This window comes from Amycolatopsis sp. AA4, assembly GCF_002796545.1.
In the GTDB taxonomy this organism is placed as follows: domain Bacteria; phylum Actinomycetota; class Actinomycetes; order Mycobacteriales; family Pseudonocardiaceae; genus Amycolatopsis.
The window spans coordinates 6,345,612-6,369,637 of the sequence record NZ_CP024894.1; the positions used below are offsets into that span (position 1 = coordinate 6,345,612).

The window sequence follows — 24,026 nt, forward strand, 5'->3', positions numbered from 1 at the left end:
CGCCAACCCTCAACCGGCCCGTTCCGCCACAAACCAGCAGGTCCACGCACCGAATCGCACGTCAAGCGGCCACCTCAGCAATACCTGCCGTCACCGTCTGATACGACCAGTTCTGGATTAAAAAATGGCAACTGCTGCTTGCTGATATCTCAACTCAGACCTACTGTGATCCCAGTCGCTCGCTGAACGAAGGAGATCGCAGTGCCTCGCAGTCACGATCCTCGACCGGCCGGCTGGCGGGTCGGCGCCGACATCGGCGGCACGTTCACCGACGTCATCGCGCTGGGCCCGGCCGGCGAGGTCGTCCCGATGAAGGTGCCGTCGACGCCGCCCGATTACGGCGCGGGCGTCGTGACGGCGACGACCGCGGTGCTGTCGTCCGCCGGAACGAAGCCGGAGTCCGTCGTCGCGATGCTGCACGGCACGACCGTCGCCACCAACGCGATCCTGTCGATGAGCGGCGTCCGGACCGCGGTGGTCACCACCCGCGGCTTCCGCGACGTACTGGAAATCGGGCGGTTGCGGCGTCCCGCGCTGTACGACCTGTCCTGGTCGAAGCCGCAACCGTTGGCGCGCCGGAGGAATCGCTACGAACTCGACCAGCGCATCACCGCCGACGGACAGCTCGCTCCCGCGACCGACGCGGACGAGGTCCGGGCGCTGGCCGAGCAGTTGCGTGTGGACGGCATCGAAGCGATCGCCGTGTGCCTGCTCAATTCCTACGTCCGGCCGGACGAGGAGCGGCGAGTCGCCGAGTTGCTGCGCGCCGAACTGCCAGGCGTCTACGTGACCGCGTCGGTCGACGTTTCCCCGCAGCCGCACGAATTCGAGCGCACCAGCACGGCGACGGTCAACGCGTACGTCGGCCCGGCGGTGCACGGTTACCTCACGCGGCTGGAAGCAGGACTGCGCGCCGAAAACGTCCAGGCGCCGCTGCTGGTCATGCAGTCCAGTGGGGGTCTGCTCGATGCCGCTTCGGTCGCGCAACGGCCGGTGCAAATCATCGAATCCGGCCCGGCCGCCGGGGTCACCGCGGTGCAGAAGCTCGCGCAGCTGATCGGTCTGTCCACAGTGGTCGCTTTCGACATGGGCGGAACCACGGCGAAGGCCTCGCTGATCGAGCACGGGGAACCGTTCGTCTCGGCGGATTACGAGGTCGGCGGCGGAATGAACGTGGCACGCGGGCTCAGTTCCGGGGCCGGTTACCCGGTGCGGGCGCCGTCGATCGACATCGCCGAGGTCGGGTCCGGCGGCGGAAGCATCATCTCCGTCGACCCGGCAGGCGCGCTCCATGTCGGACCGGCGAGCGCCGGGTCGCGGCCGGGCCCGGCCTGCTACGGCCAGGGCGGCGAACTGCCAACCCTGACGGATGCCAACGTCACGCTGGGATATCTCAGCCCACAGTCGCTGGCTGGCGGCCGCGTCGCGATTCACCCGGACCTCGCCGAAAAGGCACTGTCCACAGTGGCCGAACAGCTCGGGGATGACATCCCAGGGACCGCCCGCGGGGCATATCAGGTCGCCGTTTCTAGTATGACAACCGCGGTCAAAGCGGTGACCAGCGAGCGCGGCAGGGATCCGCGCGAGGCCACGATGGTCGCGTTCGGCGGCGCGGGCCCGCTGTACGCTGCCGCGCTGGCCCGCGAATTGGGCATCGACACCGTGCTCGTGCCGGTGCACCCCGGGCTTTTCAGCAGCCTCGGCCTGCTGGTCGCCGACACCGAACAGCACGAACTCTCGCCCTACCGCGCCGAATTCGCCGAGATACCAGCGCTGGCCGAGGAGTTCGCGAGGCTGTCCGCGAAGGTGCGGGAGGAACTCGGCGAGGATGCGGTCGTGGACCGGCTGCTGGACATGCGCTACCGCGGACAGCGCTTCGAACTGCGGATCCGCGTCCCGGACGGCGAACTCACCGAGGAACTGCTCGCCGAAACCCGCGCCCGGTTCCACGCCGAGCACAAGCGCACCTACGGCCGGGCAGGCACCGACGACCTGGTCGAGCCGGTGAACCTCCGCGTGCGCGGCAGGCAGCCCACCCCGATGTCCATTTCGGACGTACTGGCGCTCCCGGAGACGGAGACCCAGGCCCCGAAGACGCGCGAATGCCGTTTCGCCGAAACAGTTTCCGCCCCGGTGCTCACCCGGTCCGCGCTCGGCGCCGAACCGACCGCCGGGCCGATGATCATCGAGGACATGGACGCCACCACCCTCGTCCCGCCCGGCGCGCAGGCGTACCGCGACCGGTTCAACAACATCGTGATCACCTGGAGTGCCGCATGATCCGCGACGCCGTGACGTTCGAGGTCTTCCGCAACGCCGTCACCGGGATCGCCGACGAAATGGCGATCACCATCCTGCGCACCGCGCATTCGCAGCTCGTCGCGTCCAGCATGGACTTCTCCGCCGCGTTGTGCGACGCCCGCGGCCGGGTGATCGCGCAGGCCAACACGCTGCCGGTACATCTCGGGTCCATTCCGGACGCGATGGAGGCGATCTTCGCCGAGTTCGGCGATTCGGTGCGGCCTGGCGACCTCTACCTGCTCAACGACCCGTCGCTCGGCGGCATGCACCTGCCGGACATCTTCGCGGTTTCCCCAGTGTTCGCCGGGGAAACGCTGCTCGGCTTCGCGGTCACCGTCGTCAACCACACCGACGTCGGCGGCTGGGCGGCCGGGTCGATGGCAGTCCAGTCCACTAATATCTTCGCCGAGGGAATTCAGATCCCACCGGTGCGGCTGATCGACGCGGGCGCCACGAACGAAACCTTCCTGCGCGTGCTGCTGCGCAACGTCCGCGAACCGGAACTCCTGCGCGGCGACCTGGAATCCCAGCTGGCCGCCTGCCATACCGGTGCCGAAGGCCTGCGCGCCCTCGCCGAGCGGCACGGCGTCGAACGGCTGGCCGAGCTGATCGACGAACTGCTCGACTACTCCGAAACCCTCCTGCGCGCCGCGCTCGCCGAAGCCGTGCCCGGCACGTACGAGTTCACCGACCACATCGACGACGACGGACTCGGCTCCGGACCGATCCCGATCCGCGTCAAGGCGACGCTGTCGGACGCCGGGATCGAACTCGACTTCACCGGTTCCTCGCCGCAGGTCGGCTCCGCGCTCAACGCGACCGAATCGTTCACCCGCTCCGCCGCCTACGCCGCGCTGCAAGGCGTCCTCGCCTCCGACATCCCGGCGAACAGCGGGTTCTACCGGCCGTTCAGCTTCGTCATCCCGGAAGCGTCCATCCTCAATGGACAGCGCCCGGCCGCGCGCGGGGCCCGCGGGCTGGTCGGTTTCCGGATCATCGACGCGGTGCTCGGCGCGCTCGCGCCGGTGTTCCCGGACCGGGTGCCCGCCGCGGGCGAGGGCGGTCCGGACGGCATCGCGATCGGGCTCGTCGGACCGGACGGCGAATCCATGGTGCTGTGGGATCCGCTCGCCGGCGCGTGGGGCGCCCGGCCCGACCGCGACGGCGTCGACGGGATCAGCTCGCTGGGCGCGAACCTGACCAACACGCCGGTCGAGGAACTCGAACGCTCCGGCCACCTCCGCATCGACGGCTACGGCTACCTGCCCGACAGCGGCGGCGCGGGACGCTGGCGCGGCGGGCTCGCGACGTTCCGCGACATGACCCTGCTGGCCCCCGAAGCCAGCGTGCAGATCCGGTCCGACCGGCGGAAGTTCCTGCCGTACGGGCTGGACGGCGGCGCGCCGGGAACGCCGTCGCTCAACGTCCTCGACCAAGGGGGTCCGGGCGAACGCGTGCTGGAGTCCAAACCGCACTTCACCATGACCGCCGGGTCCCGGCACCGGCACGTGACCGCGGGCGGGGGCGGGCACGGACACCCGTTCGGCCGCGAACCGGAACGGGTGCTCGAAGACGTCCTGGACGGCAAGGTCACCCGCGAAGGGGCCGCCCGGGACTACGGCGTCGTCATCGACGACGGGGGGATCGACCTGGCCGCCACCGCTGCTGTACGCGGCGGGACGCGCTGACATACCACCACTCCCATTCCCCGACAGATCGGACTTCGCCATGAGTTCCCATGTCGCCGCCGGCCGGAGCACTGTCGCACCGCGCACCTGGCGGAAAGCGGGCCTCCGGATCATCCCGCTGGTCGGGCTCGCCTACGTGGCCAGCTACATCGACCGCGCGAACGTCGGCTACCTCGCCGCCCCGATGTCGCGCGACCTGCACCTGAGCACCGGCCAGATCGGGCTCGCCGCCGGGCTGTTCTTCATCGGCTACATCCTCGTCGAGGTGCCGAGCAACCTGGCGCTGCGGCGGTTCGGCGCGCGGAAGTGGATCGCGCGCATCATGATCACCTGGGGCCTGGTCACCGCGGCCACCGCGGCGGTGAACTCGGCCGCGACGCTGTATCTGGCCCGGCTGCTGCTCGGGTTCGCCGAGGCCGGGCTCGCCGCCGGGATCCTGCTCTACCTGACGCTGTGGTTTCCGCGCCGCCAGCGGTCCTGGGCGTTGTCGGCGTTCTTCCTGATGACGCCGGTGTCCTCGATCATCGGCTCGCCGCTGGCCGCCGCGCTGCTCGAATGGGGCCAGCAGCTGTTCGGCATCGCGGGCTGGCGGTCGCTGTTCCTCGTCGAGGGCCTCCTGACGGTGGTGGTCAGCATCCTGGTCTTCGTCTTCCTGCCCGACCGCCCGGCCACCGCCCGCTGGCTCGACGACGACGAGAAGGCCGCGATCGAGGCGACGCTGGCCGCGGAAGCCGAGGAACACCGGGCCTACGGCGCGCTTTCCGGCCTGCGCGAGGCGCTGACCAGCCGCCGCGTCTGGGTCATGGCCGTGACCTGGTTCGCCATCGCGTTCGGGCTCTACCCGCTCCAGTTCTTCCTGCCGACCATGCTGCGGTCCATCACGCACAGCATCGGCGGCGCCGGAGATGTCAGCAGCGTCCTGTTGTCCGCGATCCCGTACGCGGTGGCATTGCTCGCGCTGCTGGTGTGGGCCCGATTCGCGGCCCGTCGTACGGCAGTCACCGCCACTGCCATCCCCATGGCGCTCGGTATTGTCGGCCTGCTGCTGGCGACGTTCACCAGCAGCGGTCCGCTGTTCGTGATCGCGGTCTGTCTGAGCGTCTCCGGAATCCTCACCGCGATGCCGCAGTTCTGGCGGATCCCGGCGATCGGGCTGACCGGCGCGGCCGCCGCGTCCGGGATCGCGCTGATCAACTCGGTCAGCAACCTCAGCGGGTTCATCGGCCCGTACTTCACCGGCGCGGTCGCGTCGGCGACCGGGAGTTTCACCTATGCGCTGCTGGCGATCGCGATCATCATGTCGGCAGGACTGACCGCCCTGCTCACCACGGGGCGGCGGATGGAACGACTGGACGGGAACCTTTCATGACCACTGCACTGATCGTCGGCGACATCCAGCGGGGCATCACGGACGGCTACCCGTTCGCCCGCGGGGTCGTGCCTCCGCTCTCCGGCCTGCTGCCGCGGGCCCGGAAGGCCGGCGTGCTCGTCGTCTTCGTGCACTTCGCCATGCGGGACAACGGAACCGACCTTCCCCACGGCGCGCTGTACCGCTCGTTCTTCGACGCCGGGGACGCGTTCCACGAGGGCTCGCCGGGCACCGAACTGGCACTGCCGGTCGCCCCGGAAGACGTCGTCGTCCTCAAGCGCCGCGCCAGCGCGTTCGCGGGCACGGACCTCGACCTCGTGCTCCGCGCCCGGGGCGTCCGCGACCTCGCGGTCGCCGGAGTGGCGACCAGCGCGATGGTCACCGCCACCTGCTACGACGCGGCGGACCGCGGCTACGGGGTGACGGTGCTGCGCGACGGATGCGCCGACGGCGACCCGGACGTCAACGACTTCTTGCTGGACAAGGTCTTCCCCAGCCGGGGATTCGAGGTCGTGTCCTGCGCCGAATGGAGAGGAGACACCGCGTGAACACGGCGTTGCTGGACCGGCTCCGCACCGAACTCGAGGGCCGCCGGGCGCGGCGCGACCTCGTGGTCTCCGGTGCGCAGGGCCCGACGGTGGGCGTGGACGGCGAGGTGCTGGTCAACCTCGCCTCCAACGACTACCTCGGTCTCGCCGGGTCCCCGGAAGTCCTTGCCGCGGCCCGGGAAACGATGCTTGACCAGGGACTCGGCGTGGCCGCCGGCCGCGTGCTCTGCGGCACCCGGAGTGTCCACAGTGCACTCGAGGCGGCCATCGCCGAGCTGGTCGGCACCGAGGACGCCGTGCTGTACGGCTCGTGCTTCGACGCGAACCTCGGCGTCTTCGCCGCCCTGCTCGGCCCTGACGACGTGATCTTCAGCGACGCGCTCAACCACGCCAGCCTGATCGACGGCATCCGGCTGTCGCAGGCCCGGCGGCGCGTCTACGCCCACGCAGATCTCACCGAGCTGGAGCGATATCTCAGCGAGAGCTCGGAGGCACGGCACCGGTTGATCGTGACCGACGGCGTGTTCAGCATGGACAGCGACCTCGCCCCGCTCCCCCAGCTCGTCGAACTGGCGCGGCGGTACGACGCGGTGCTGCTGGTCGACGATTCGCACGCGACCGGGGTGCTCGGCGGAGGCACTGCCGAGCACTTCGGGCTGGTCGGAGAGGTCGACCTCGTCACCGGAACGCTCGGCAAAGCACTCGGCGGCGCGGCCGGAGGCTTCGTCGCCGGGCCGCGCGTGGTCGCCGAAACCCTGCGCCAGGTTTCGCGGCCGTACATCTTCACCAACGCCATGGCACCCCCGCTGGCGGCTGCCGCGCTGACCGCGATCCGGCTCGCCGCCAGCCGCCCGGAGCTGCGAGAACGCTTGTCCGCCAACACTTCCTGGATGCGGAACGCGTTGCGGGATCTCGGCTACGAGGTGCTGCCCGGCGAACACCCGATCGTCCCGGTGATGCTGCGCGGCGGAACGCTCGCCGTTGAGATGGCAGCGGCGCTGCGGCGGGAAGGCGTCCTCGTCTTCGCGCTCTCGCATCCGGTCGTCCCGGCCGGCGAAGAGCGGATCCGTGTCCAGGTCTCGGCCGCGCACACGCGCGAACACCTCGAACAGGCGGCCGCCGCATTCGGACGGGTGCGCGACCTGGTGGCCGCCGCATGAGCACCGACGCCGGCCTCCGTGCTCCGACCAGCATCGACAGCCGCGAACTCGAGGGCCGCGTCGCGATCGTGACCGGCGGCGCGAGCGGGATGGGCCTGTCGACAGTGCACGCGCTGACCAGCCGGGGCGCGACCGTCACGGTGTTCGACCCGGCCGCACCAGACGTCGAGGAACTGGCGGCGACGCTGTCGGTTCCGGTGGAACGGCTCCGCTCGATCGCGGTCGACGTCACGGACGCGGACCGGGTCGGCCGCGCGTTCGACGCGGTGCTGGCCGAGCAATCCCGGCTCGACATCCTGGTCAACGCGGCCGGTATCGCACCACCGACGGCGTTCGAAGAGATCACCGAAGCCGAGTGGAATCGCGTGCTCGCGGTCAGCGTGCACGGAACGTTCCTGTGCTGCCAGCGCGCCCTGCCCGCGATGCGCGCCGGCGGCTGGGGCCGGATCGTCAATTTCTCTTCCACGGCGGGAAAAACGATCAGCACCGCGGGCGGCGCGCACTACACGACAGCCAAGCACGGCGTCTTGGGCCTCACCCGGCACCTCGCGAAGAACTACGGCCCGGACGGGATCACGGTCAACGCCGTCTGTCCCGGCCTGATCGACACCCCGATGGTCCGCGGCCTGCTTTCCGCGGCGGCGCTGGACCAAGCCACCCGGTCGTTCCCCGTGCCGCGCGCCGGGCTGCCCTGGGAAGTCGCGGAACTCGTCGCGTTCCTCGCGTCCGACCGGGCGGCCTACGTCACCGGCGCCGCGATCGACATCAACGGCGGCGACCTCATCGTCTGAGGTTTCCCGCGCCGAAACCCTTGCCAGACCGCAGCATCGACGTCCGACGCTGCGCCCGCTCCTCACCAGAAGGCGAGTTCTCTCGTGCACCCCACCATCCGACACCGCATCGGCGGCCGGGAAACCACCGGTCATTCGACCCGGACCGCGCCGGTGTGGAACCCGGCGACCGGCGAGCGTCAAGCCGAAGTGCTGCTCGCCGAACCCGCCGACGTCAACGCCGCCGTGCAAGCGGCGCGCCTCGCGCTGCCGGACTGGGCCGACACCTCGGTCATGCGCCGGTCGCGGCTCATGTTCGCGTTCCGCACGCTGGTCGAAAAGCACCTCGACGAACTGGCCCGGATCGTTTCTGCCGAACACGGCAAGGTGTTCGAGGACGCGAAGGGCGAACTCGTCCGCGGCCTGGAAGTGGTCGATTTCGCCTGCGGCATCCCGCAGTTGCTCAAAGGCGAGTACTCCGACCAGGTTTCGACCGGTATCGACCTGTTTTCGTTCCGGCAGCCGCTCGGCGTGTGCGCGGGCATCACACCGTTCAATTTCCCCGCCATGGTCCCGATGTGGATGCACCCGATCGCCATCGCGACCGGCAACACGTTCGTCCTCAAACCGTCCGAACGCGACCCTTCCGCGGCCAACTTCGTCGCCGAACTCTACGCCCAGGCCGGCTTGCCCGACGGCGTTTTCAACGTCGTGCACGGCGACAAGGTCGCGGTGGACGCGTTGCTGGACCATCCGGACGTCGCCGCCGTGTCGTTCGTCGGCTCGACGCCGATCGCGCGGTACGTGCACGAGCGCGCGACCGCCAACGGCAAACGCGTGCAGGCGCTCGGCGGCGCGAAAAACCACGCCGTCGTCCTGCCCGACGCCGACCTCGAAAACGCTGCCGAGCACCTGGTTTCCGCCGCGTACGGATCGGCTGGCCAGCGGTGCATGGCGATTTCCGTCGCCGTCGCGGTCGGCGACGTGGCCGAACCGCTGGTCAAGCTGATCGGCGAAAAGGCGCGGGCGATCAAGGTGGGTCCCGGGCTGACGCCGGGGTCCGAAATGGGACCGGTCGTGTCGCCGGAAGCACTGGAGCGCGTCCGGGGCTACCTCGACGCCGGGGTCGCCGCGGGCGCCGAACTCGTGGTCGACGGACGGGACGTCACCGTCGAAGAGGGCGGATTTTTCGTCGGGCCAACACTTTTCGATAGCGTGACCCCCGAAATGAGCATCTACCGCGACGAGATTTTCGGCCCGGTGCTCGTGGTCGTGCGCGTCGATTCGCTGGCCGAAGCGATCGACCTGATCAACGCGAGCGACTGGGCCAACGGCACCGCGATTTTCACCGGCAGCGGCCGGGCGGCGCGGCAGTTCCAGCGGTCGGTGCAGGTTGGGATGATCGGCGTGAACGTCCCGATCCCGGTGCCGATGGCGTTCTATTCGTTCGGCGGCTGGAAGCAGTCGCTGTTCGGCGCGCACCACATGCACGGCCCCGAGGGCGTCGCCTTCTACACCCGCGCCAAGGCCGTGACCAGCCGCTGGCCGGAATCCCCGGAGGGGGCGAGCCTGCACTTCCCGACCGCGGTCTGACCGGGTCGCGGCCCGGGGGAGAACGCGCTCCCCGGGCCGCACCGGTTCAATTCAACGGGATTTCGATGTTCGCGCGGCTGACCGACGTGCTCTTGGTCAGCACCTGCAGCACGTCGCGGCGCACCCGCTCGCACCGCGCCTGCATCGACCTGCGCGCCGCCTCCGGGTCCCGGTCGCACAGGCTCTCGAAAATCGCGCGCAGTTCGCCCGGCGGGCTCGCGACGTCCGGAGCGATCATCAGCACCAGCCGCAGCACGCGCTCCAATTCGTCGAGCACGTCGACGAGCGATTTGACGAGCCGGTTGTTGCCGCTGAAATGGGCCATGATGGCCTCGAATTCGATCCCGATCGGCAGCCAGTCGTCGGGTTTCGTCTCGCCCGCCACGTAATCGGCGGAGATTTTCGAGAGGATTTCGAGCCGTTCGAGCGCCGCCGGCGGAATGCCGTTGCGCGCCGCTTCCGCGGCCGCTTCGGCGGCCAGCAGCGACCGCAGGCCGCACAGATCGTCGGTGTCCTGCAACGTGATCGAACTGACGCTGTAGCCCGCACGCGGCAGCGCACTGACCAGCCCGTCGCGGCGCAGCCGGGCCAGCGCCTCGCGCACCGGCGTTTTGCTGATCTGCCACTGCTGCGCAAGCGAGGTCTCGGTGAAACTGCTGCCGGGCCGCAGGGTCAGATCGATGATCTGCCGGCGGATCGCCCGGTATGCCTGGCTGGTCCGGTCGAGGCCGGATTCGTCCTTGCCGACCAGCAGCAACGCGGGAATGTGCGTCGTGCCGGAAAGGACGTCGTGGATGTCGGACACGCGTTCAGAATACCAGTACGGCTGGTTGATATGGCACAAGCGCTTCACTGGTCCCCCTCAAAGATATCTACTCTTGTAATTGATATCTCAGTGTGCGAAGCTGGAGTCATGCCGCGAAGCAGCTCGACTTCCTGGGCCCTCCCCGCTTCCCGCGACGTCCCGGCGCTCGGCGCGTTGAGCGCTCGCGACCGGGCCCGCGAGACCGGCGTCCCGATGCTCCCGCTCGTCGGAGCCCCGGTCCTGCCGATGCCCGCGCACGTGCGCGAGGCGGTCTGCGAGGCGATGGGCAAACCCGACCCGCGCGACAGCCGGGGACTTCCCGAACTCCGCGCGGCCATCGCCGCGGAGCACGGCCCGGGCGTCGACCCCGAGCGCCGGCTGCTGGTGACGCACGGCGCGCAGCACGGGCTTTCCCTGGTGCTGCGGACCGTTCTCGAACCCGGCGACGAGGTGATCGTGCCGACCCCGGCGTATTTCTTCGACGGAGCCATCCGCGAATCCGGCGCGGCGCCCGTGTACGTCCCGCCCGGAAAGGACTGGACCTTCGATCTCGACGCCATGGCCGCCGCGGTCACTTCCCGCAGCCGTGCTCTCCTTCTGTGCAATCCGGTCAATCCCACCGGCTACCTCCCCGATGCCGCAACTGTCGCCGCGGTGGTCGGTCTCGCCGCCCGCCACGGCCTGGTCGTGATCTCCGATGATTCGTGGCGGCATTTCGCCTTCGACCAGAACGAACACCATCCGATCGAGCGACTGTCCGGGGAATGGCCGCACCTGATCACCGTCGCGAGCCTCAGCAAGTACTTCGCGCTCGCGACCTGGCGGATCGGCTATGTGCTGGCGCCGGCGGAAATTGTCGACGCGATGGAACGCCGCCTGCAGTGGGAAGCGGTGTGCTGCGGCGCGGTCGCGCAATACGCGGCGGCCGCCGCCCTCACCGGGCCGCGCGATTGGCTGGACCGGGAGCATTCGACGTACCAGCGGAAACGCGACCTCGTGTGCGACGGCATCGCGGCCGTCGGCCTGCCCGCCCCGGTGCGCCCCGGCGGCGGCGCGTTCCTGCTCGCCGACTGCGGACGGCTCGGCGGCAGCCCGGACGACATCGACCGGGCCTTGCTGCGCAACGGAGTCACGGCGATCCGCGGGGCCGATCTGCACGCCCCGGGCACGCACGTCCGGCTCACCTTCGGCGCGGCGGAGCCGGTGCTGGAACAGCTGGTCAGCGCGTTGGGGAAAGCCCTCCGGGAGGCATAGCCGAACCGGTTTCGCAGCCTCGGGGAAGTCCGCTACTCTCGGTACGGCATCTATCACCGTGTCAACACGCGGGAGGTACGCGTCGTGTCCGACGCACTCAACGCACCGCCGGGGGTCAACCCGAACGAGTCGAGCGCCGCCCGCGTTTACGACTATCTGCTGGGCGGGAAAGACAATTACGAGATCGACCGGCAGGTCGCGCGGGAAGCCGCCCGCGTGATGCCGGACATCGCGGAAACCGCCCGGGTCAACCGGCACCTGATGACCCGGATCTGCCGGTTCCTCGCCTACCACGCGGGCATCCGGCAGTACATCGACTGCGGTTCCGGCATGCCGACCTCGGAGAACGTGCACCAGATCGTGCAGCGGGCCGATCCGCAGACGAAGGTCGTCTACGTCGACTACGACCCGGTGGTGGCCAGCCACGGACGCGCGCTGCTCGACGAAAACGAATTCACCGAATACATCCAGGCCGATTTCTTCGACCCGCCGAGCATTCTCGACCACCCGACGGTCAACGAGCACCTCGACTGGAACCAGCCGATCGCGGTGCTGTTCCTGCTCGCGCTGCACCACCAGACCGGCGACCGCGAGCTGCCAGCGAAGGTGACGAAGGAATTCATCGACCGGCTCCCGTCCGGTTCGTACGTGGCGATTTCGCATCTCCTCGACGCCCACGACGGCTCCGAGGACGACGAGGCCGTGCAGGGCATCATCGAATCGGTCCACAACGGGTCGATGAAGGACGTTTCGTCCCGCACCCGCGCCGAGATCAAGGAACTGTTCCACGACCTGGAGCTGATCCCGAGCGGGCCGAACAAACCGGCGGAAATCGTGCCAGTGGTCGAATGGTGGCCGGACGGCCCGCTGCTGGGCGAGCCGACGGTCGCGCAGCGCATCGTGGCGGTCGGGGTCGCGCGGAAACCCTGATTCCGCACCAGATCTACGGGCCGGTGTTCCCCTCTTTTCCTTCGAGGGGAACACCGGCCCGCTGCTTTGCGGTCACGACGCGACCGGCACCGGTTCTTCCGCTTTCGCCGCCGCCGGGGCACGCCGCAGCGCGACCATCCCCACCACCGCGAACACCACGACAATCGCCGCGCCGATCCCGGCCACCGTGTGCAACCCCGACGCGAACGCCTCCCGCGCGGTGGCCAGCAACTGTTCCCCCATCGCGCCGGGCAGCGTCGCCGACGCCTCCGTCGCACCGGCGATGCTGTCGGTCGCCCGAGCGGCCGCCGCGGCGGGCACGTGCGCCGGGACCGCGATCTGGTCGCGATACACGGCCGTCCCGATGCTGCCGAACACCGCGATCCCCATGGCGATCCCGAATTCCGCACTGGTCTCCGACATCGCCGAAGCCGCACCGGCCCGTTGCGGCGGTACCGAACCGACCACCATTTCGGTGCACAGCACGCCCTGCGGCCCCATCCCGAAGCTGGCGATCGACATGCCCAGCACCACGAAAGTCACGCCGCTGGGCCCGGTGGCCAGCGTGAACAACAGGATTCCGGCCGCCGCGATCAGCATTCCGAAGCCCAGCACGAATTCCGGCCGGATCCGGCGCGCGAGCCGCGGCGCGATCATCGACCCGGCGACCACCGCGAGCGCCTGCGGGACCAGCAGCAGCCCGGCGTCGACCGTTCTCAGCCCGGCGACCATCTGCAGATACTGGCTGACCAACAGGAACACGCCGCCCATGGTGACCGCGCCGACGAGCATGATCGCCACCGCCGCGCTGAACGCGCGCACCCGGAACAACTGCAGGTCCAACAGCGGGTGTTCGAGCCGCCGCTGCCGCCGGACGAACACCGCGCCGACCGCGAGACCCGCGACGAGCACGACGATTTCGGTCAGGGACAAGCCGTTCTTGGCGATTTCCTTGAGCGCGTAAATGACCGGCAGGATCGCGGCGATCGACAGGGCGACGCTGGCGAGGTCGAGGCGCCCGGCGGACGCGTCGCGGTATTCCGGCAGCAGCTTCGGCGCGGTCGCGAGCAGCAGGATCATCACCGGGACGCCCATCAGGAACACCGAACCCCAGCGGAAATGCTCCAGCAGGAACCCGCCGGCGACCGGGCCGACCACCATGCCGCCCATGAAGCAGCTCATCCACACCGCGATCGCGGTGCCGCGCTGTTTGTGGTCCTGGAACATGTTGCTGATCAACGCGAGAGTCGACGGCATGAGCGTCGCCCCGGCGATCCCGAGCACGGCCCGCGCGGCGATCAGCATCTCCGGACTGGTCGAAAACGCCGCCGCGACCGACGCGAGCCCGAACGCGCCGCCGCCGATCATCAGCAGCTTCCGCCTGCCGATCCGGTCGCCGAGGGTGCCCATCGTGACGAGGAACCCGGCGATCATGAAGCCGTAGATGTCGATGATCCACAGCAATTGCGTGCTGGAGGGCCGCAGGTCCGCGGCGAGGTGCGGAACCGCGAGGTGCAGCACGCTCATGTCCAGCGACAACAGCACGGTCGGCAGGGCCAGCACCGCCAGGCCCAGCCATTCGCGTCGTCCGGCACTCATTTCGTCTCTCCCCTGCGCTCTTTCCGGTCGTCTCACTCAAGCGACGATCGGGGTTCGCGCGGATCGACATCCTCGGGGGAACTTTTTTGGGCGGGTTCGGGGGCTTGGGCGAGGGGGGTTTCTGTCGCTTCGTCTCGTCTGGTGGGGTGCGGTCCTGGGGGTGGGCCCGGTCTTGCTGCGACGTCGCTGTGGTTTCACGTCTCGGAGCGCCGTGGTCTTGCCGAACCCGTTTAGTCCACGGTGCGATTCCCTGCCGATGGCTCCAGCAGGCCGAATGCCCTCCGCGACTCAGGCGCCGCGAAGTCTCCTCGCGAAAACTCCGGCAGGTCGAACGCCCGCGGCGGATCAGGTCACGGTGCCGTGCCCCCACCGACGGTTCCAGGCGAACACCCGCGCCGAGTCGGGTCACCGCGAAGTCCCCCGGCGACGGTTCCAGCAAGTGGAACTCCTGCGGAGAATCAAGCCGCCGCGAGTCTTCCAGCGAAACCCCGGCAGGTCGAACGCCCGCACTGGATCAGGCCACGGTGCAGTCCACCGGCGGCAGTTCCAGGTCGAGCGCCCACCCCGCGTCAGGCCGCCGCGAAATCCCCCAGCGACAGGTCCAGGTCGAGCGCCCACCCCGCGCCGAGTCACCGCGAAGGGGTCAGCGACGGCAGCAGATCAAACGCCCGCGCCGCATCACGCCACCGCGTAGCCCCCCAGCGAAGGTTCCAGCAGGTCAAACGCCCGCGCCGCCTCCGCCGCGACCGTTTCCGCGACCTCGTCGACGGGCCATCCGGCCAGGGTCAGCTCCTCGATCCGCTGGAACAGGCTGTGGTGCACCGCGCCCAGCACCGCGGCGGCCGTCCGGACGGTGATGTCCGTCCGGGGGCTGCCCACCGCGTCCGCCAGTGCCTGCGCCAACGCCCGTTCCCGCTGTTCGTGCAGGCCCCGCAGGCACGCGGACAGCGTCGGGCTCTCGGCGATCATCCGGCTGAACTCCAGCCCGGCGAAGCCGACCACCGGGTCCTTCGCCGCGACCGCGGCCTCGAACGCCCGCCGCAACGCCGCGAGCGCGGACTCCCCCGGCCGCCGCGAGGACACCGCGTCCGCCAGCGTCGCGACGAACTCGTCCTGGTGGTCCAGGACCAGGTCTTCCTTGCGGGCGAAGTAGTTGGTCACCGTCTTCTTCGCGACCCGCGCGGCCTCCGCGACCTGGGCGATCGTCGTCTCCTCGAAGCCCTGCTCGAGGAACAGGCGCGTCGCGTGGTCGGAGATCAGCCGGCGCGTCTCCTGCTTCTTGGCTTCCCGCAGGCCGACATCCATCAAAAACTTACCTCCGACGTAATTTTACCTTGACACCCATCGATAGTCTAGGCATACTTTTACTACCGACGTAAGATAACCCGAAGGAGAACCACTTGTCGATCGCTGCCCTCCCTTCGCTCGCGGACCAGGCGGACCACCTGATCGCGCTGGGGGTGCCCGAGATCGCGCAGCTTGCCGCCGACGACCTGCGCGCGTTTGCCGCCGACCACGCCGACGCGGACGGCGCACTGCTGGCAGTCCACCCGGACCGGGCGCCCGCGTCGGCGCTGTCGCCGCTGCTCCGCCGCGAAGGAAAGGCCGGGTTCGTCGTCACCGACATGCCGGACGTCGACCAGTTCGCACCGCGCGACATCGACCTGCCCGACGCCCCGCTGTACCTCGTCACGGGCCTCGACCGCGGCGACGAGATGGCCAACTGGAGCCCCGAGGAAGCCCTGCCCGCGATCACCAAGACCGGACGCAGCCCGCTGCTGCTCACCGAGGGGATCCACTGGGTGCTGCAGCAGCCGTCGGCGCTCGAACGCAACCATTGCTTCATGACCATCGGCTCCCGGCTGCGCAAGGAGAACGGCAAGTTCGACGCGCGCACGCCCGCGCTGTGGATCAGCAACGGCACCGGCCGCGACGGCAGCGAACGCCGCAACGCCCCGAAAGTCGGCTGGTGCTGGTGGGGAAACCGGCACACCTGGCTGGGGTTCGGGTCCGCCACCGGGCGACGCTGAGCTTCGCGTCCGCCACCGGACGCCGACGAGTTTCGAGTCCGCCACGCGACATCGAGGAATCTCGGGCCCGGCACCGGACACCGGCGCGCTTCTCGTCCGCCAACTGGACACCGATAAGTCACGCGTCCACCATCCAACACCGACGAGCGCGCTTCCCCCGGACACCGACAAGCCTCGCGTCCACCACCCGACACCGACCAGCCCGCCTCCCGGACACCGACAAAACCTCGCGTCCACCACCCGACACCGACGAGAGGACGCCGTCTGCCGCTGCCCGCAGCAGCCGTCCGGGCCGCCCTTTGTCGCGGTGCGAGGCATCGTCGGCGGCAGCCCGGCCAAAGGGGCCCGCCGCCGGTGCAGCGACGAGGACGTCGAGCGGCTGCTGGCGATCGCCTGGCGAGACTGGCCACCGGACCACCTCGCCAAGCACGACCGCACGGGCATGTCCGGCAGTGTCGACGAACTGAAGAGACCCGCCGTCGCACTCGCGTAACTCGGTAACGTGGCAGGCGTGCCCAGTGAGATACCAGAGGAAGTCCGCCGAAGCACCGACCTGTTCCTGTCCACAGTGGACCGAGCCGCCCCCGGGCTGGTGAGCGGTTTCTACCTGGTCGGCTCGGTCTGCTTCGGCGACTTCCACCCCCGCGGCACCGGACGCGGACGGCTGGGCACCGCCAGCGACATCGATTTCGTCGCGGTCGCTGATCGGCGTCCGGGGCCGGGTGAGATATCAGCACTCGCACACGCGCATGCCACGACGATCGCTCAGTTCCCGGAGCCGCATTTCGACGGAACCGTGCTCACCTGGGCAGATCTTGCCGCCGGACCTGACGAATGCCCCGACGTCCCCTGCGCACAGGTAAGCCGATTCACCGCATCGGGCCGGGACGGCCTCAACCCGGTGACGTTCTGCGAACTCGCCCGGCACGGGATCGCCGTGCGCGGCCCTCGACCGTCCGATGTGGACGTCTGGGCGGATCAGGACGCTCTGCGCGCGTTCACTCTCGACAACCTGATTCGCTACTGGCGTCCGTGGTGGGAGAAGAACCGCCGGACCAGCGCGTTGTCGCTGGCCGTCGGCATGAGCCCATGGTTCCCGGTGTGGGCGGTGCTCGGGGTGAGCCGTCTGCACCACCTGCTGGCCACCGGGGAACTGACCTCGAAATGCGGTGCCGGACGTTATGCGGCAAAGGAATTCGACCCGCGGTGGCACCGCATCATCGCGGAGAGCATGAGCCTGCGGACCTCGGGAGAGGAAGGCCATCGCAGCTACCGGAACCCCTTGGCGCGCCGACGCGACACCCTCGCGTTCCTCGACGCCACCATCGACGACGCACTCACCCTGGCCTAACGCACCGACCAGGCAGGATTCTCGATCGCCCGCACCCGAGTCATCGCGCAGCCGGCGACAAGCCCACGGTGGACGGCGCGACGGTCGCCGCAAGTCCGCAACGGTGCACAGCCGTCCGGCGGAAACGGAGCCTCGACCGACAGCGCGATCCCGACACCCGCCACCGAGACCCGGCGACTCTGCCTAGCACGATCGGCGAAATATCCTGGTCAAGCGCACCGGGGTTGACCTTCAAGCTGCTTGAAGCCCGATGATGGACAGGTGCCCGACCTGCTGACCATCGGAGCGTTCGCCCGCCGCTGCGGCCTGACCGCCAGCGCGCTGCGCTTCTACGCCGATTCCGGCCTCGTGCGGCCGATCCGGGTCGACGAGGAATCCGGCTACCGCTACTACTCCCCGGGCCAGGTCTCGGCCGCGCTGCTCGTCCGGCGGTTGCGGGAGATCGGCCTGCCGCTGGAGCGGGTCAGCGCGGTCCTCGCCGCCGGACCGGACGAGGCGGCGCGGATCATCGACGACCACGTCGCCGGGTTGGTATCTCAGGTGCAGCAGGCGCGGGAAACCGCCGCGGCGGTGAAGGCCACGCTGGGCGCCACCGCACCGGCACCGTCGGTCCAGGTCACCGGCCCGGTGTTCACCGCTGCCGTCGAGCAGGTGCTCACCGCGACCACGCAGGACCTCCCGGTGCTGAATGGCGTGCACCTGGAAGTCTCCCCCGCGGCGATCGTGCTCACCGCCACCGACCGGTACCGGCTCTCGACCCGCACGCTGGTCCCCGCCGAGCCGAGCGCGTCCACCTGGACCGCCACCGCAGACGCCGACGACCTGCGGCTCGCGATGCCATGGACGCGCCGTCAACACGACCTGCACCTGAGCGTCCGCGCCGACGAGATCTGGTTCCAGGGCGACGACGCGGTACGAACCTGCCGCACACTTTCCGAGGACTTTCCCGACTACCGGCTGATGCTCGCGTCGCTGCCAGAAGTCCTTACGCGGGCGGTGATATCTCGTAACGCGCTCGTGGCAGGTCTGGAGCGCCAATACACCGCGCAGATCCAACTAGACCTCTCCGCCACCGCGATCACGGTGGGCATCGAAAGAATCCCCGCGGACGTCACGGGCCCGCCGATCACGCTCTCCTTCGCCGTCAGCACGCTGCACCCGGCGATCAGCACCGCAGTCGGACCGGACGTGATGCTGGACGTCGCGGGCCCGCACCTGCCGGTAGTCGTGCGCTCCGCCGACGACGGCGACCTGACCACCCTTGCCATGCCAGTGAAAGACATCTCAGGTTGTTAGAAGTCAAGCCGTGTGGGCTGGAGGAGGTGGGAAGGCTTGGTGTTCGTCGTAGAGGCGGTCCGTCTGCAGGCAGTGGTGGAGTTGTCCGAGGAATTTGTTGAACAGGTGGCGTTGGGCTTGGTGGTTCCAGTCTCCGGCGGCGCGGCGGGTGTCGAAGTGGCGTCGTGCGCCGGGGCTGGCTCGCAGCGAGGCGAGCGCCCAGACGGGTCCGACTGCGGCGAGGCGGCGGTTTTTGATGTGGCGGTGCGAGACCACGGTTTTTCGGCCGCTGGCGCGGGTGATCGGTGCGGATCCGGCGTAGGCCTTCAGTCCGCGGGGATCGGTGAAGCGGGTGCGGTCGTCTCCGATTTCGGCGAGCACCCGGGCGCCGGCCAGCAGTCCGAGGCCGGGGAAGCTGGTGATGATCGTGGCGTCCGGGTGCTGTTCAAAATGTGTCCGTGCCGCCTCCGCCAGACTGTCGGAGGCGGCGCAGGCGGCCTCGAATTGGCTCAGCAGAGCCGAAAACTGGATGCCCATCGCGTTCTCCACGATCGGCGGTTGCCGCAGCCGCTCGGACCGGAACACGCCGTGGAGGCGGTCGACGTCGGCATCGACGTTGCGGCGGCGTCCGGCCTTGGTCAGCAGTGTCCGCAGCCGGGCGCGGGTCAGTGTCGCTGCGAGCGCGGGTGTCGGGGCGGCGGCGAGGACGGTGCGGGCGTCGCGGCGGGCCAGGCCGCCCTCGGGCTGTCCGGCGAACGCTTCCAGCGCCGCGGGGTAGAACTCCTTGAGCAGCGACCGGAGCTGGTTGCCCAGCTGCTGGCGGGCCCAGACCGCGTCCTGTTGCGCTCGTGCCAGCACCCGCACCGCTTGGGCCAGTTCGGTGTCGGCCGGCAGCGGTCGGTGCGCGGCCGCGTCGGTGCGCACGATGTTGGCCAGCAGCGCGGCGTCCGCGGCGTCGGACTTCGCGCCCGACACCTGGTGCCGGGCCCGGTAGCGCGATGCCGAGAGGGGGTTGATCGCGTAAATGGTGCGGCCGGTGGAGCGCAGCGCGGCGACGAGCAGCCCGTGGTCGGTTTCGATGCCGACCGGGATCTGCGCGTCGGCGGTGTCTCCGGCCTCGGCGAGCAGGTCGAGCAGCCGGGCGAACCCGGTGGCGTCGTCGCCGATGCGGGCTTTGGCGATCACGGTTGCGGTGTCGTCGATGATGGCGACGTCGTGGTGGGATTCGGCCCAGTCGATGCCGCAGAACAGTGTCAAACCGTCACGTTTCCTTTCCTGTTGCTGCTGCTCACGGGTCCAGGCGGGGTCACGCAGCGCCCTAATCGCGGGACTCGGCGGTCCGTCATCTCAGTAGCCGTTCGTGACTCCAGCACACCGCAGGGTCCTCGTTCTGTCGAAGAGCTCGAAGCTCGGGAACACATCGAGAGGTCACCTCCTGCGGCGGACTCGGGCTACGACATCCCACCACCACGATCACCAGTCCACCGGCGGACGCGCCGTTCTTTCACAAGTCGTCGAACGACGGGAACCCACAGGCGTCGCCCGCCGGCGGACCAGCACCAACCGACCCGGTCACGAGCCGGAAGAACTATCCCTACTACCGATTAGGAACTGCCGTATGACGGACACAATGGCCGAGATCACCGCCGCGGTGGCGCAAGGCCGAGCTGGCTCGACCGACGCCGCGCGGACGCGTCTGCAGGAACTGTGGGACGAGATCGGCCCGGGCGGGGATCCGTTTTACCGCTGCGTTCTGGCGCACTACAAGGCAGATCTCTTCGCTGACCCGGCAGAGGCACTGGTCTGGGATATCAGAGCGCTGGACGCCGCCGCGACGGTCACCGACGAGCAGGTCCAGGCCCACGACGCCGGACTGGGGATCGCCGGCTTCTACCCGTCGCTGCACCTGAACCTGGCCGACAACTTCCGTCGCCTGGGCTCGTTCTCCGCTGCGGCGGAACAGCTCGCCGCAGCGCGACAACGCCAGGACGCACTCGCCGACGACGGATACGGTGCGATGATCCGCCAGGCGATCGACGGCGTCGCGGAAGCCATCGAACGCCGGTCCACCGAGCGACGCGCGACCGCACCGGGAGTCGAATAGTTGGAACAATGGCTGTCGGATTGGTGTCTCGCCCACCTCGGCACCGCGCCGGTCGACGTGCTGTTCAAGGCAGAACAAGTCTCGACAGTGCACGGCCTGCGGCTCGCTGACGGCCGGAAGATCGTCCTCAAAGCCCGTCCGGACGACGGCCGCGCAGAGTCGTGCGTCGCGGCGCAAGCCCAACTGGCTGCGCGGGGCTTCCCCTGCGCACGCCCCTTGACGCCGGTCATCCGCAAAGGCTCCCTGGCCGTGCACGCTGAGGAATACCGCCCCGGTGGCGAAGTAATCCCCTGCGATTCACCGGAGATTGCCGTGCGTTACGCCGAGGTCTTCGCCCTGCTGCTGGGCGCCCTCGACGGGATCTCCGTCCCGCCACCGCTGCCGAATCCCCGGTGGTTGCGCTGGGACCATCACGACCCTGGCCTGTGGCCAGCGATCGACTTCCTGGACGAACGAGACCAGCGTCTCGTTCCGCATGAGGTAACCGAAACCGCCGACCGAGCGCGCCGACGACTGCTCGCCGCCGAGCTGCCGAACGTCCTCGGGCACGGAGATTTCGAAGCGCAGAACCTCCGCTGGGATATCAACGAAGGCTGGACGGTACATGACTGGGACAGCCTGGCATGGCAACCGGAAGCAGCCCTCACGGGAGCGGCGAGCGGGACGTTCCCGAGCACGACCCCGCCGACGCTGGCGCCGATCGAGAGTTCCGCCGCGTTCCTGGAGTCCTATCAGGACTTCCGCGGCCGCCGGTTCTCCCCAGCCGAACGGGAAGTCGCGTGGGCGGCGAGCTTGTGGCCCGCCGCGCACAATGCACGATGGGAAGCATTGCACGGGGATCCGCCGATGTGCGGTGCCGCGCTGCGGGAGCAGGCAGCGGAACGTCTGCGTCTCGCGAACGCCTGAGCACCCGACCAGCGCCTGGACGAGTCCAGCGTCCGAAACTTGCTGGGACAGTCGGCCGGACGCCGATTTCGGTTACGCCGCTTGCGAAGCGGCTGGCGGAGCCGTCGCGATGGGCACCGTCGGCGCGGGCGCGGGCGCGGTCGTCGGTTCGCTGGGGGTCCGGGCGGCTGCCGCGCTGGGGACACAGCAACCGCCCGGAGGTCTTATCGAATGTCGCGGATCGATGCGCCCATGAACGCGTCCATCGGTCTCAGCGGCCGCGCCTTCCATCCTCGGTCAGCTCGCACGTCTTCCTCAAACGGCGAAAAGTGTCTGCGAAGCAACGGTATGCTCGCGCAACGCGACCGGATCCACCGCGACCCCACCGCCCGGTCCGTCCGGAACGGACAGACAGCCGTCTTCGAGCGTGAACGGCGCGGTGAGATCCGTGGCGTAGTAACGGCTCGACGCTGAGATATCATTGGGCAGCACGAAACCTGGCAGCGCGGCGAGGGCGAGGTTCTGCGCGCGGCCGATTCCCGTTTCGAGCATTCCGCCGCACCACACCGGGATTCCGTGTGCGGCACACACGTCGTGGATCCGGCGCGCTTCCAGGTAGCCGCCGACGCGGCTGGGTTTGACATTGATGATCCGGCACGCCCCCGAGCGGATCGCGAACGCGGCGTCGCGGGCGGAGCAGATCGACTCGTCCAGGCAGATCGGGGTGCGCAGGAGTTTCGCGAGTTCGACGTGTCCGCCGAGGTCGTCCGCAGCCAGCGGTTGTTCGAGCTGGACCAGGCCGAACTCGTCCAAGCGGCGCAGGTGGTCGGCGTCGGCGAGGGTATAAGCGGTATTCGCGTCGGCCTGCAATACCAGGCCGGGGCCGAATTCGGCGCGGACGGCGCGTACTGGTTCGAGGTCCCAGCCGGGTTCGATTTTCAGCTTGATCCGGACGTATCCCTCGGCCAGGTAACCGGCGACGGTGTCGAGCAATTCCGGCAGAGTGTCTGTGATTCCGACGGAAACTCCAGCCTGGATCCGATCGCGTACCCCGCCGAGATAGACCGACAAAGGCATCGCGTGGGCGCGGCATTCGGCGTCGAGGATCGCGGTTTCCAGGAGGGCCTTCGCCAGCGGATTTCCCTTGACCGGAGCCACCGCGCCCGCGACCCGAGCGGCGGTCAGCTGCGGCAAGGCGGTGACGCGAGGGACGAGATGATCGCGCAGAATCCGCTCGGCTCCGGCGGTGAATTCCGGGTGGTACACCGGTTCCGGGTCGCCGCCGAATTCCGCCCAGCCCTCGCTGACGTCGGTCACCACGTGCAGCAGGAGCGTGTTGCGTTCGGTGTCCAGCGAGCACGAAGTCCGGAATGGACGGACGAGCGGGAGGCTGACCTCGATCAGGTCGATCCGTTCGATTTTCACGCCCGGTCCCCCTTGGTCAAGCGGTACCAGCCGGACCGGCTGAATCCGGTGGCCAGGTAGCCGTCGGCGAACAAGGGGACGAGAGCGTCGCGGGTCGCGTAGCGCCACTGCGCGCCCAGTCGCGCGTCCGACCGGCGAATGGCGACGATGTCGGACGGGACTCGGCACCAATATCCGGAACTGTCGCGGGCCAGCAACGGCTCGCCGTCGGGAGCGAGGCGCGGATCTATTTCCGCAGTGGTCAAGTCGGGGTCGGGAAGCTGCGCCGGATTCGGCTCGCGCAGCGACAACACCGCGGTGCACCGGTCGGTTTCGTCCGTGCCGTTGACGCCGTCCTCGATCTGGCCGTAGAAGTCCACTGTGTACTCGGTCCCGCGCGCGCCGAGCTTTGCCAGGTTGAAATGCGCGTTGCGGCTCACCAGCGGGTCAAAGGTCCAGATCATCGTTTCCGCACCCTGGTCGAGTGCCCACACCCGCTGTGCCTGTTTCAATGCGAAGCCCACTCCGCGGTCGCTCGCGCGCGCGGCGGCGATCAGCGAGTAGACCGCGCGGGTCGCGGGCGCGCAGAAAATCAGCGCGGAGGCGGCGAGAATACCGTCGTCGTCCGACGCGTAATGCACCGCGCCGCCCGCGTGGACGACGGCGCACAACGCGTCGGTGCCGAACGGCGGCTGGGATTCCGGGGTCAGCCATACCCGGGCGAGGAACCGCGACACCGCGTCGAGCGTCCGGAGGTCGTCGGCCAGCCGGATCCGGACGCCGGCCCGGTTCGCGGCGCGCACCGCGGTCGAGACGGCCGAGTCCGGGGCCGGAGGGGGTACGGTCGCGGGTGCGCCTGGGGAAACGTGCATGCGGACAGCCTCGCGGCCGGATCGCCCGGGTGCGTGCAGTGCCCGTCCAGAGATTCCGCGGATGTTTTGTGCGACTGGCTAAAGAGGT

Annotated in this window: 21 protein-coding genes; 15 read left to right on the forward strand and 6 right to left on the reverse strand. The window is 69.2% G+C overall.

Translation table 11 applies throughout. The annotated features are described in order from the left end of the window. The first annotated feature begins 201 nt into the window (after positions 1 to 201). The 7 genes from CU254_RS29340 to CU254_RS29370 all read left to right on the forward strand — a co-directional run bounded on the left by CU254_RS29340 (position 202) and on the right by CU254_RS29370 (position 9,429). Positions 202 to 2,280, forward strand: a complete 2,079-nt coding sequence (locus CU254_RS29340) for a hydantoinase/oxoprolinase family protein (RefSeq protein WP_009081910.1) — start codon at positions 202 to 204, stop codon at positions 2,278 to 2,280. Continuing rightward, entirely contained in the window at positions 2,277 to 3,989 is a 1,713-nt protein-coding gene (locus tag CU254_RS29345; RefSeq protein WP_009081911.1) for a hydantoinase B/oxoprolinase family protein, read from the forward strand. Before CU254_RS29340 ends, CU254_RS29345 begins: the two co-directional genes overlap by 4 nt. A 40-nt stretch (positions 3,990 to 4,029) precedes the next feature. Further along, the gene (locus tag CU254_RS29350; RefSeq protein ID WP_009081913.1) at positions 4,030 to 5,358 is read left to right on the forward strand and encodes an MFS transporter; all 1,329 of its coding nucleotides are present in this window, start codon (positions 4,030 to 4,032) and stop codon (positions 5,356 to 5,358) included. After that, positions 5,355 to 5,906, forward strand: a complete 552-nt coding sequence (locus CU254_RS29355) for a cysteine hydrolase family protein (protein WP_009081914.1) — start codon at positions 5,355 to 5,357, stop codon at positions 5,904 to 5,906. The genes CU254_RS29350 and CU254_RS29355 overlap by 4 nt, the downstream gene beginning before the upstream one ends. Continuing rightward, positions 5,903 to 7,066 (forward strand): glycine C-acetyltransferase, encoded by a 1,164-nt coding sequence (locus CU254_RS29360; protein WP_037715189.1) that lies wholly within the window; start codon positions 5,903 to 5,905, stop codon positions 7,064 to 7,066. Before CU254_RS29355 ends, CU254_RS29360 begins: the two co-directional genes overlap by 4 nt. After that, a complete protein-coding gene (locus tag CU254_RS29365; protein WP_009081918.1) occupies positions 7,063 to 7,857 on the forward strand; it encodes an SDR family NAD(P)-dependent oxidoreductase in 795 nt (264 codons plus the stop codon). The genes CU254_RS29360 and CU254_RS29365 overlap by 4 nt, the downstream gene beginning before the upstream one ends. A gap of 84 nt (positions 7,858 to 7,941) precedes the next feature. Beyond that, a complete protein-coding gene (locus CU254_RS29370) occupies positions 7,942 to 9,429 on the forward strand; it encodes a CoA-acylating methylmalonate-semialdehyde dehydrogenase (RefSeq protein WP_009081920.1) in 1,488 nt (495 codons plus the stop codon). A gap of 46 nt (positions 9,430 to 9,475) precedes the next feature. Here CU254_RS29370 and CU254_RS29375 read toward each other — a convergent pair whose 3' ends face one another. Further along, entirely contained in the window at positions 9,476 to 10,234 is a 759-nt protein-coding gene (locus CU254_RS29375) for a GntR family transcriptional regulator (RefSeq protein WP_009081922.1), read from the reverse strand. A gap of 108 nt (positions 10,235 to 10,342) precedes the next feature. On the opposite strand from CU254_RS29375, the gene CU254_RS29380 reads away from it, so the two are divergent. Together CU254_RS29380 and CU254_RS29385 are read left to right on the forward strand one after the other, a co-directional pair. Continuing rightward, positions 10,343 to 11,488 (forward strand): pyridoxal phosphate-dependent aminotransferase, encoded by a 1,146-nt coding sequence (locus tag CU254_RS29380; protein ID WP_009081924.1) that lies wholly within the window; start codon positions 10,343 to 10,345, stop codon positions 11,486 to 11,488. 84 nt (positions 11,489 to 11,572) lie between these two features. Continuing rightward, positions 11,573 to 12,418 (forward strand): SAM-dependent methyltransferase, encoded by an 846-nt coding sequence (locus tag CU254_RS29385; RefSeq protein WP_009081926.1) that lies wholly within the window; start codon positions 11,573 to 11,575, stop codon positions 12,416 to 12,418. Positions 12,419 to 12,490: 72 nt separating this feature from the next. On the opposite strand, the gene CU254_RS29390 is transcribed toward CU254_RS29385, so the two are convergent. Further along, entirely contained in the window at positions 12,491 to 14,017 is a 1,527-nt protein-coding gene (locus tag CU254_RS29390; RefSeq protein WP_009081928.1) for an MFS transporter, read from the reverse strand. Between the two features lie 678 nt (positions 14,018 to 14,695). Beyond that, positions 14,696 to 15,322 carry a TetR/AcrR family transcriptional regulator gene (locus CU254_RS29395; RefSeq protein WP_009081930.1) on the reverse strand — a complete coding sequence of 209 codons (627 nt, stop codon included), beginning with the start codon at positions 15,320 to 15,322 and terminating at the stop codon, positions 14,696 to 14,698. Positions 15,323 to 15,417: 95 nt separating this feature from the next. Between CU254_RS29395 and CU254_RS29400 the strand changes: the two genes are divergently transcribed. The 4 genes from CU254_RS29400 to CU254_RS29415 all read left to right on the forward strand — a co-directional run bounded on the left by CU254_RS29400 (position 15,418) and on the right by CU254_RS29415 (position 18,694). Beyond that, on the forward strand, positions 15,418 to 16,047 hold the full coding sequence (locus CU254_RS29400) for a DUF5701 family protein (protein ID WP_009081932.1): 630 nt from the start codon (positions 15,418 to 15,420) through the stop codon (positions 16,045 to 16,047). Between the two features lie 307 nt (positions 16,048 to 16,354). Continuing rightward, the gene (locus CU254_RS29405; protein ID WP_009081935.1) at positions 16,355 to 16,540 is read left to right on the forward strand and encodes a hypothetical protein; all 186 of its coding nucleotides are present in this window, start codon (positions 16,355 to 16,357) and stop codon (positions 16,538 to 16,540) included. A gap of 18 nt (positions 16,541 to 16,558) precedes the next feature. After that, positions 16,559 to 17,398, forward strand: a complete 840-nt coding sequence (locus CU254_RS29410; protein WP_009081937.1) for an aminoglycoside adenylyltransferase domain-containing protein — start codon at positions 16,559 to 16,561, stop codon at positions 17,396 to 17,398. 261 nt (positions 17,399 to 17,659) lie between these two features. Beyond that, positions 17,660 to 18,694, forward strand: coding sequence for a MerR family transcriptional regulator (locus CU254_RS29415; protein ID WP_037715191.1), 1,035 nt, complete (start codon positions 17,660 to 17,662; stop codon positions 18,692 to 18,694). Between the two features lie 3 nt (positions 18,695 to 18,697). On the opposite strand, the gene CU254_RS29420 is transcribed toward CU254_RS29415, so the two are convergent. Next, positions 18,698 to 19,930 (reverse strand): IS110 family transposase, encoded by a 1,233-nt coding sequence (locus tag CU254_RS29420; RefSeq protein WP_009072274.1) that lies wholly within the window; start codon positions 19,928 to 19,930, stop codon positions 18,698 to 18,700. A 361-nt stretch (positions 19,931 to 20,291) separates the two neighbouring features. Here CU254_RS29420 and CU254_RS29425 point away from each other — a divergent pair, with 361 nt between their 5' ends. Next, on the forward strand, positions 20,292 to 20,777 hold the full coding sequence (locus tag CU254_RS29425) for a hypothetical protein (protein WP_009081941.1): 486 nt from the start codon (positions 20,292 to 20,294) through the stop codon (positions 20,775 to 20,777). Further along, positions 20,778 to 21,683 (forward strand): phosphotransferase, encoded by a 906-nt coding sequence (locus tag CU254_RS29430; RefSeq protein ID WP_009081942.1) that lies wholly within the window; start codon positions 20,778 to 20,780, stop codon positions 21,681 to 21,683. Between the two features lie 294 nt (positions 21,684 to 21,977). On the opposite strand, the gene menC is transcribed toward CU254_RS29430, so the two are convergent. Together menC and CU254_RS29445 are read right to left on the reverse strand one after the other, a co-directional pair. Beyond that, entirely contained in the window at positions 21,978 to 23,087 is a 1,110-nt protein-coding gene (menC, locus tag CU254_RS29440; RefSeq protein WP_009081944.1) for an o-succinylbenzoate synthase, read from the reverse strand. Next, positions 23,084 to 23,938, reverse strand: a complete 855-nt coding sequence (locus CU254_RS29445) for a hypothetical protein (protein WP_009081946.1) — start codon at positions 23,936 to 23,938, stop codon at positions 23,084 to 23,086. The genes menC and CU254_RS29445 overlap by 4 nt, the downstream gene beginning before the upstream one ends. Positions 23,939 to 24,026: the final 88 nt, after the last annotated feature.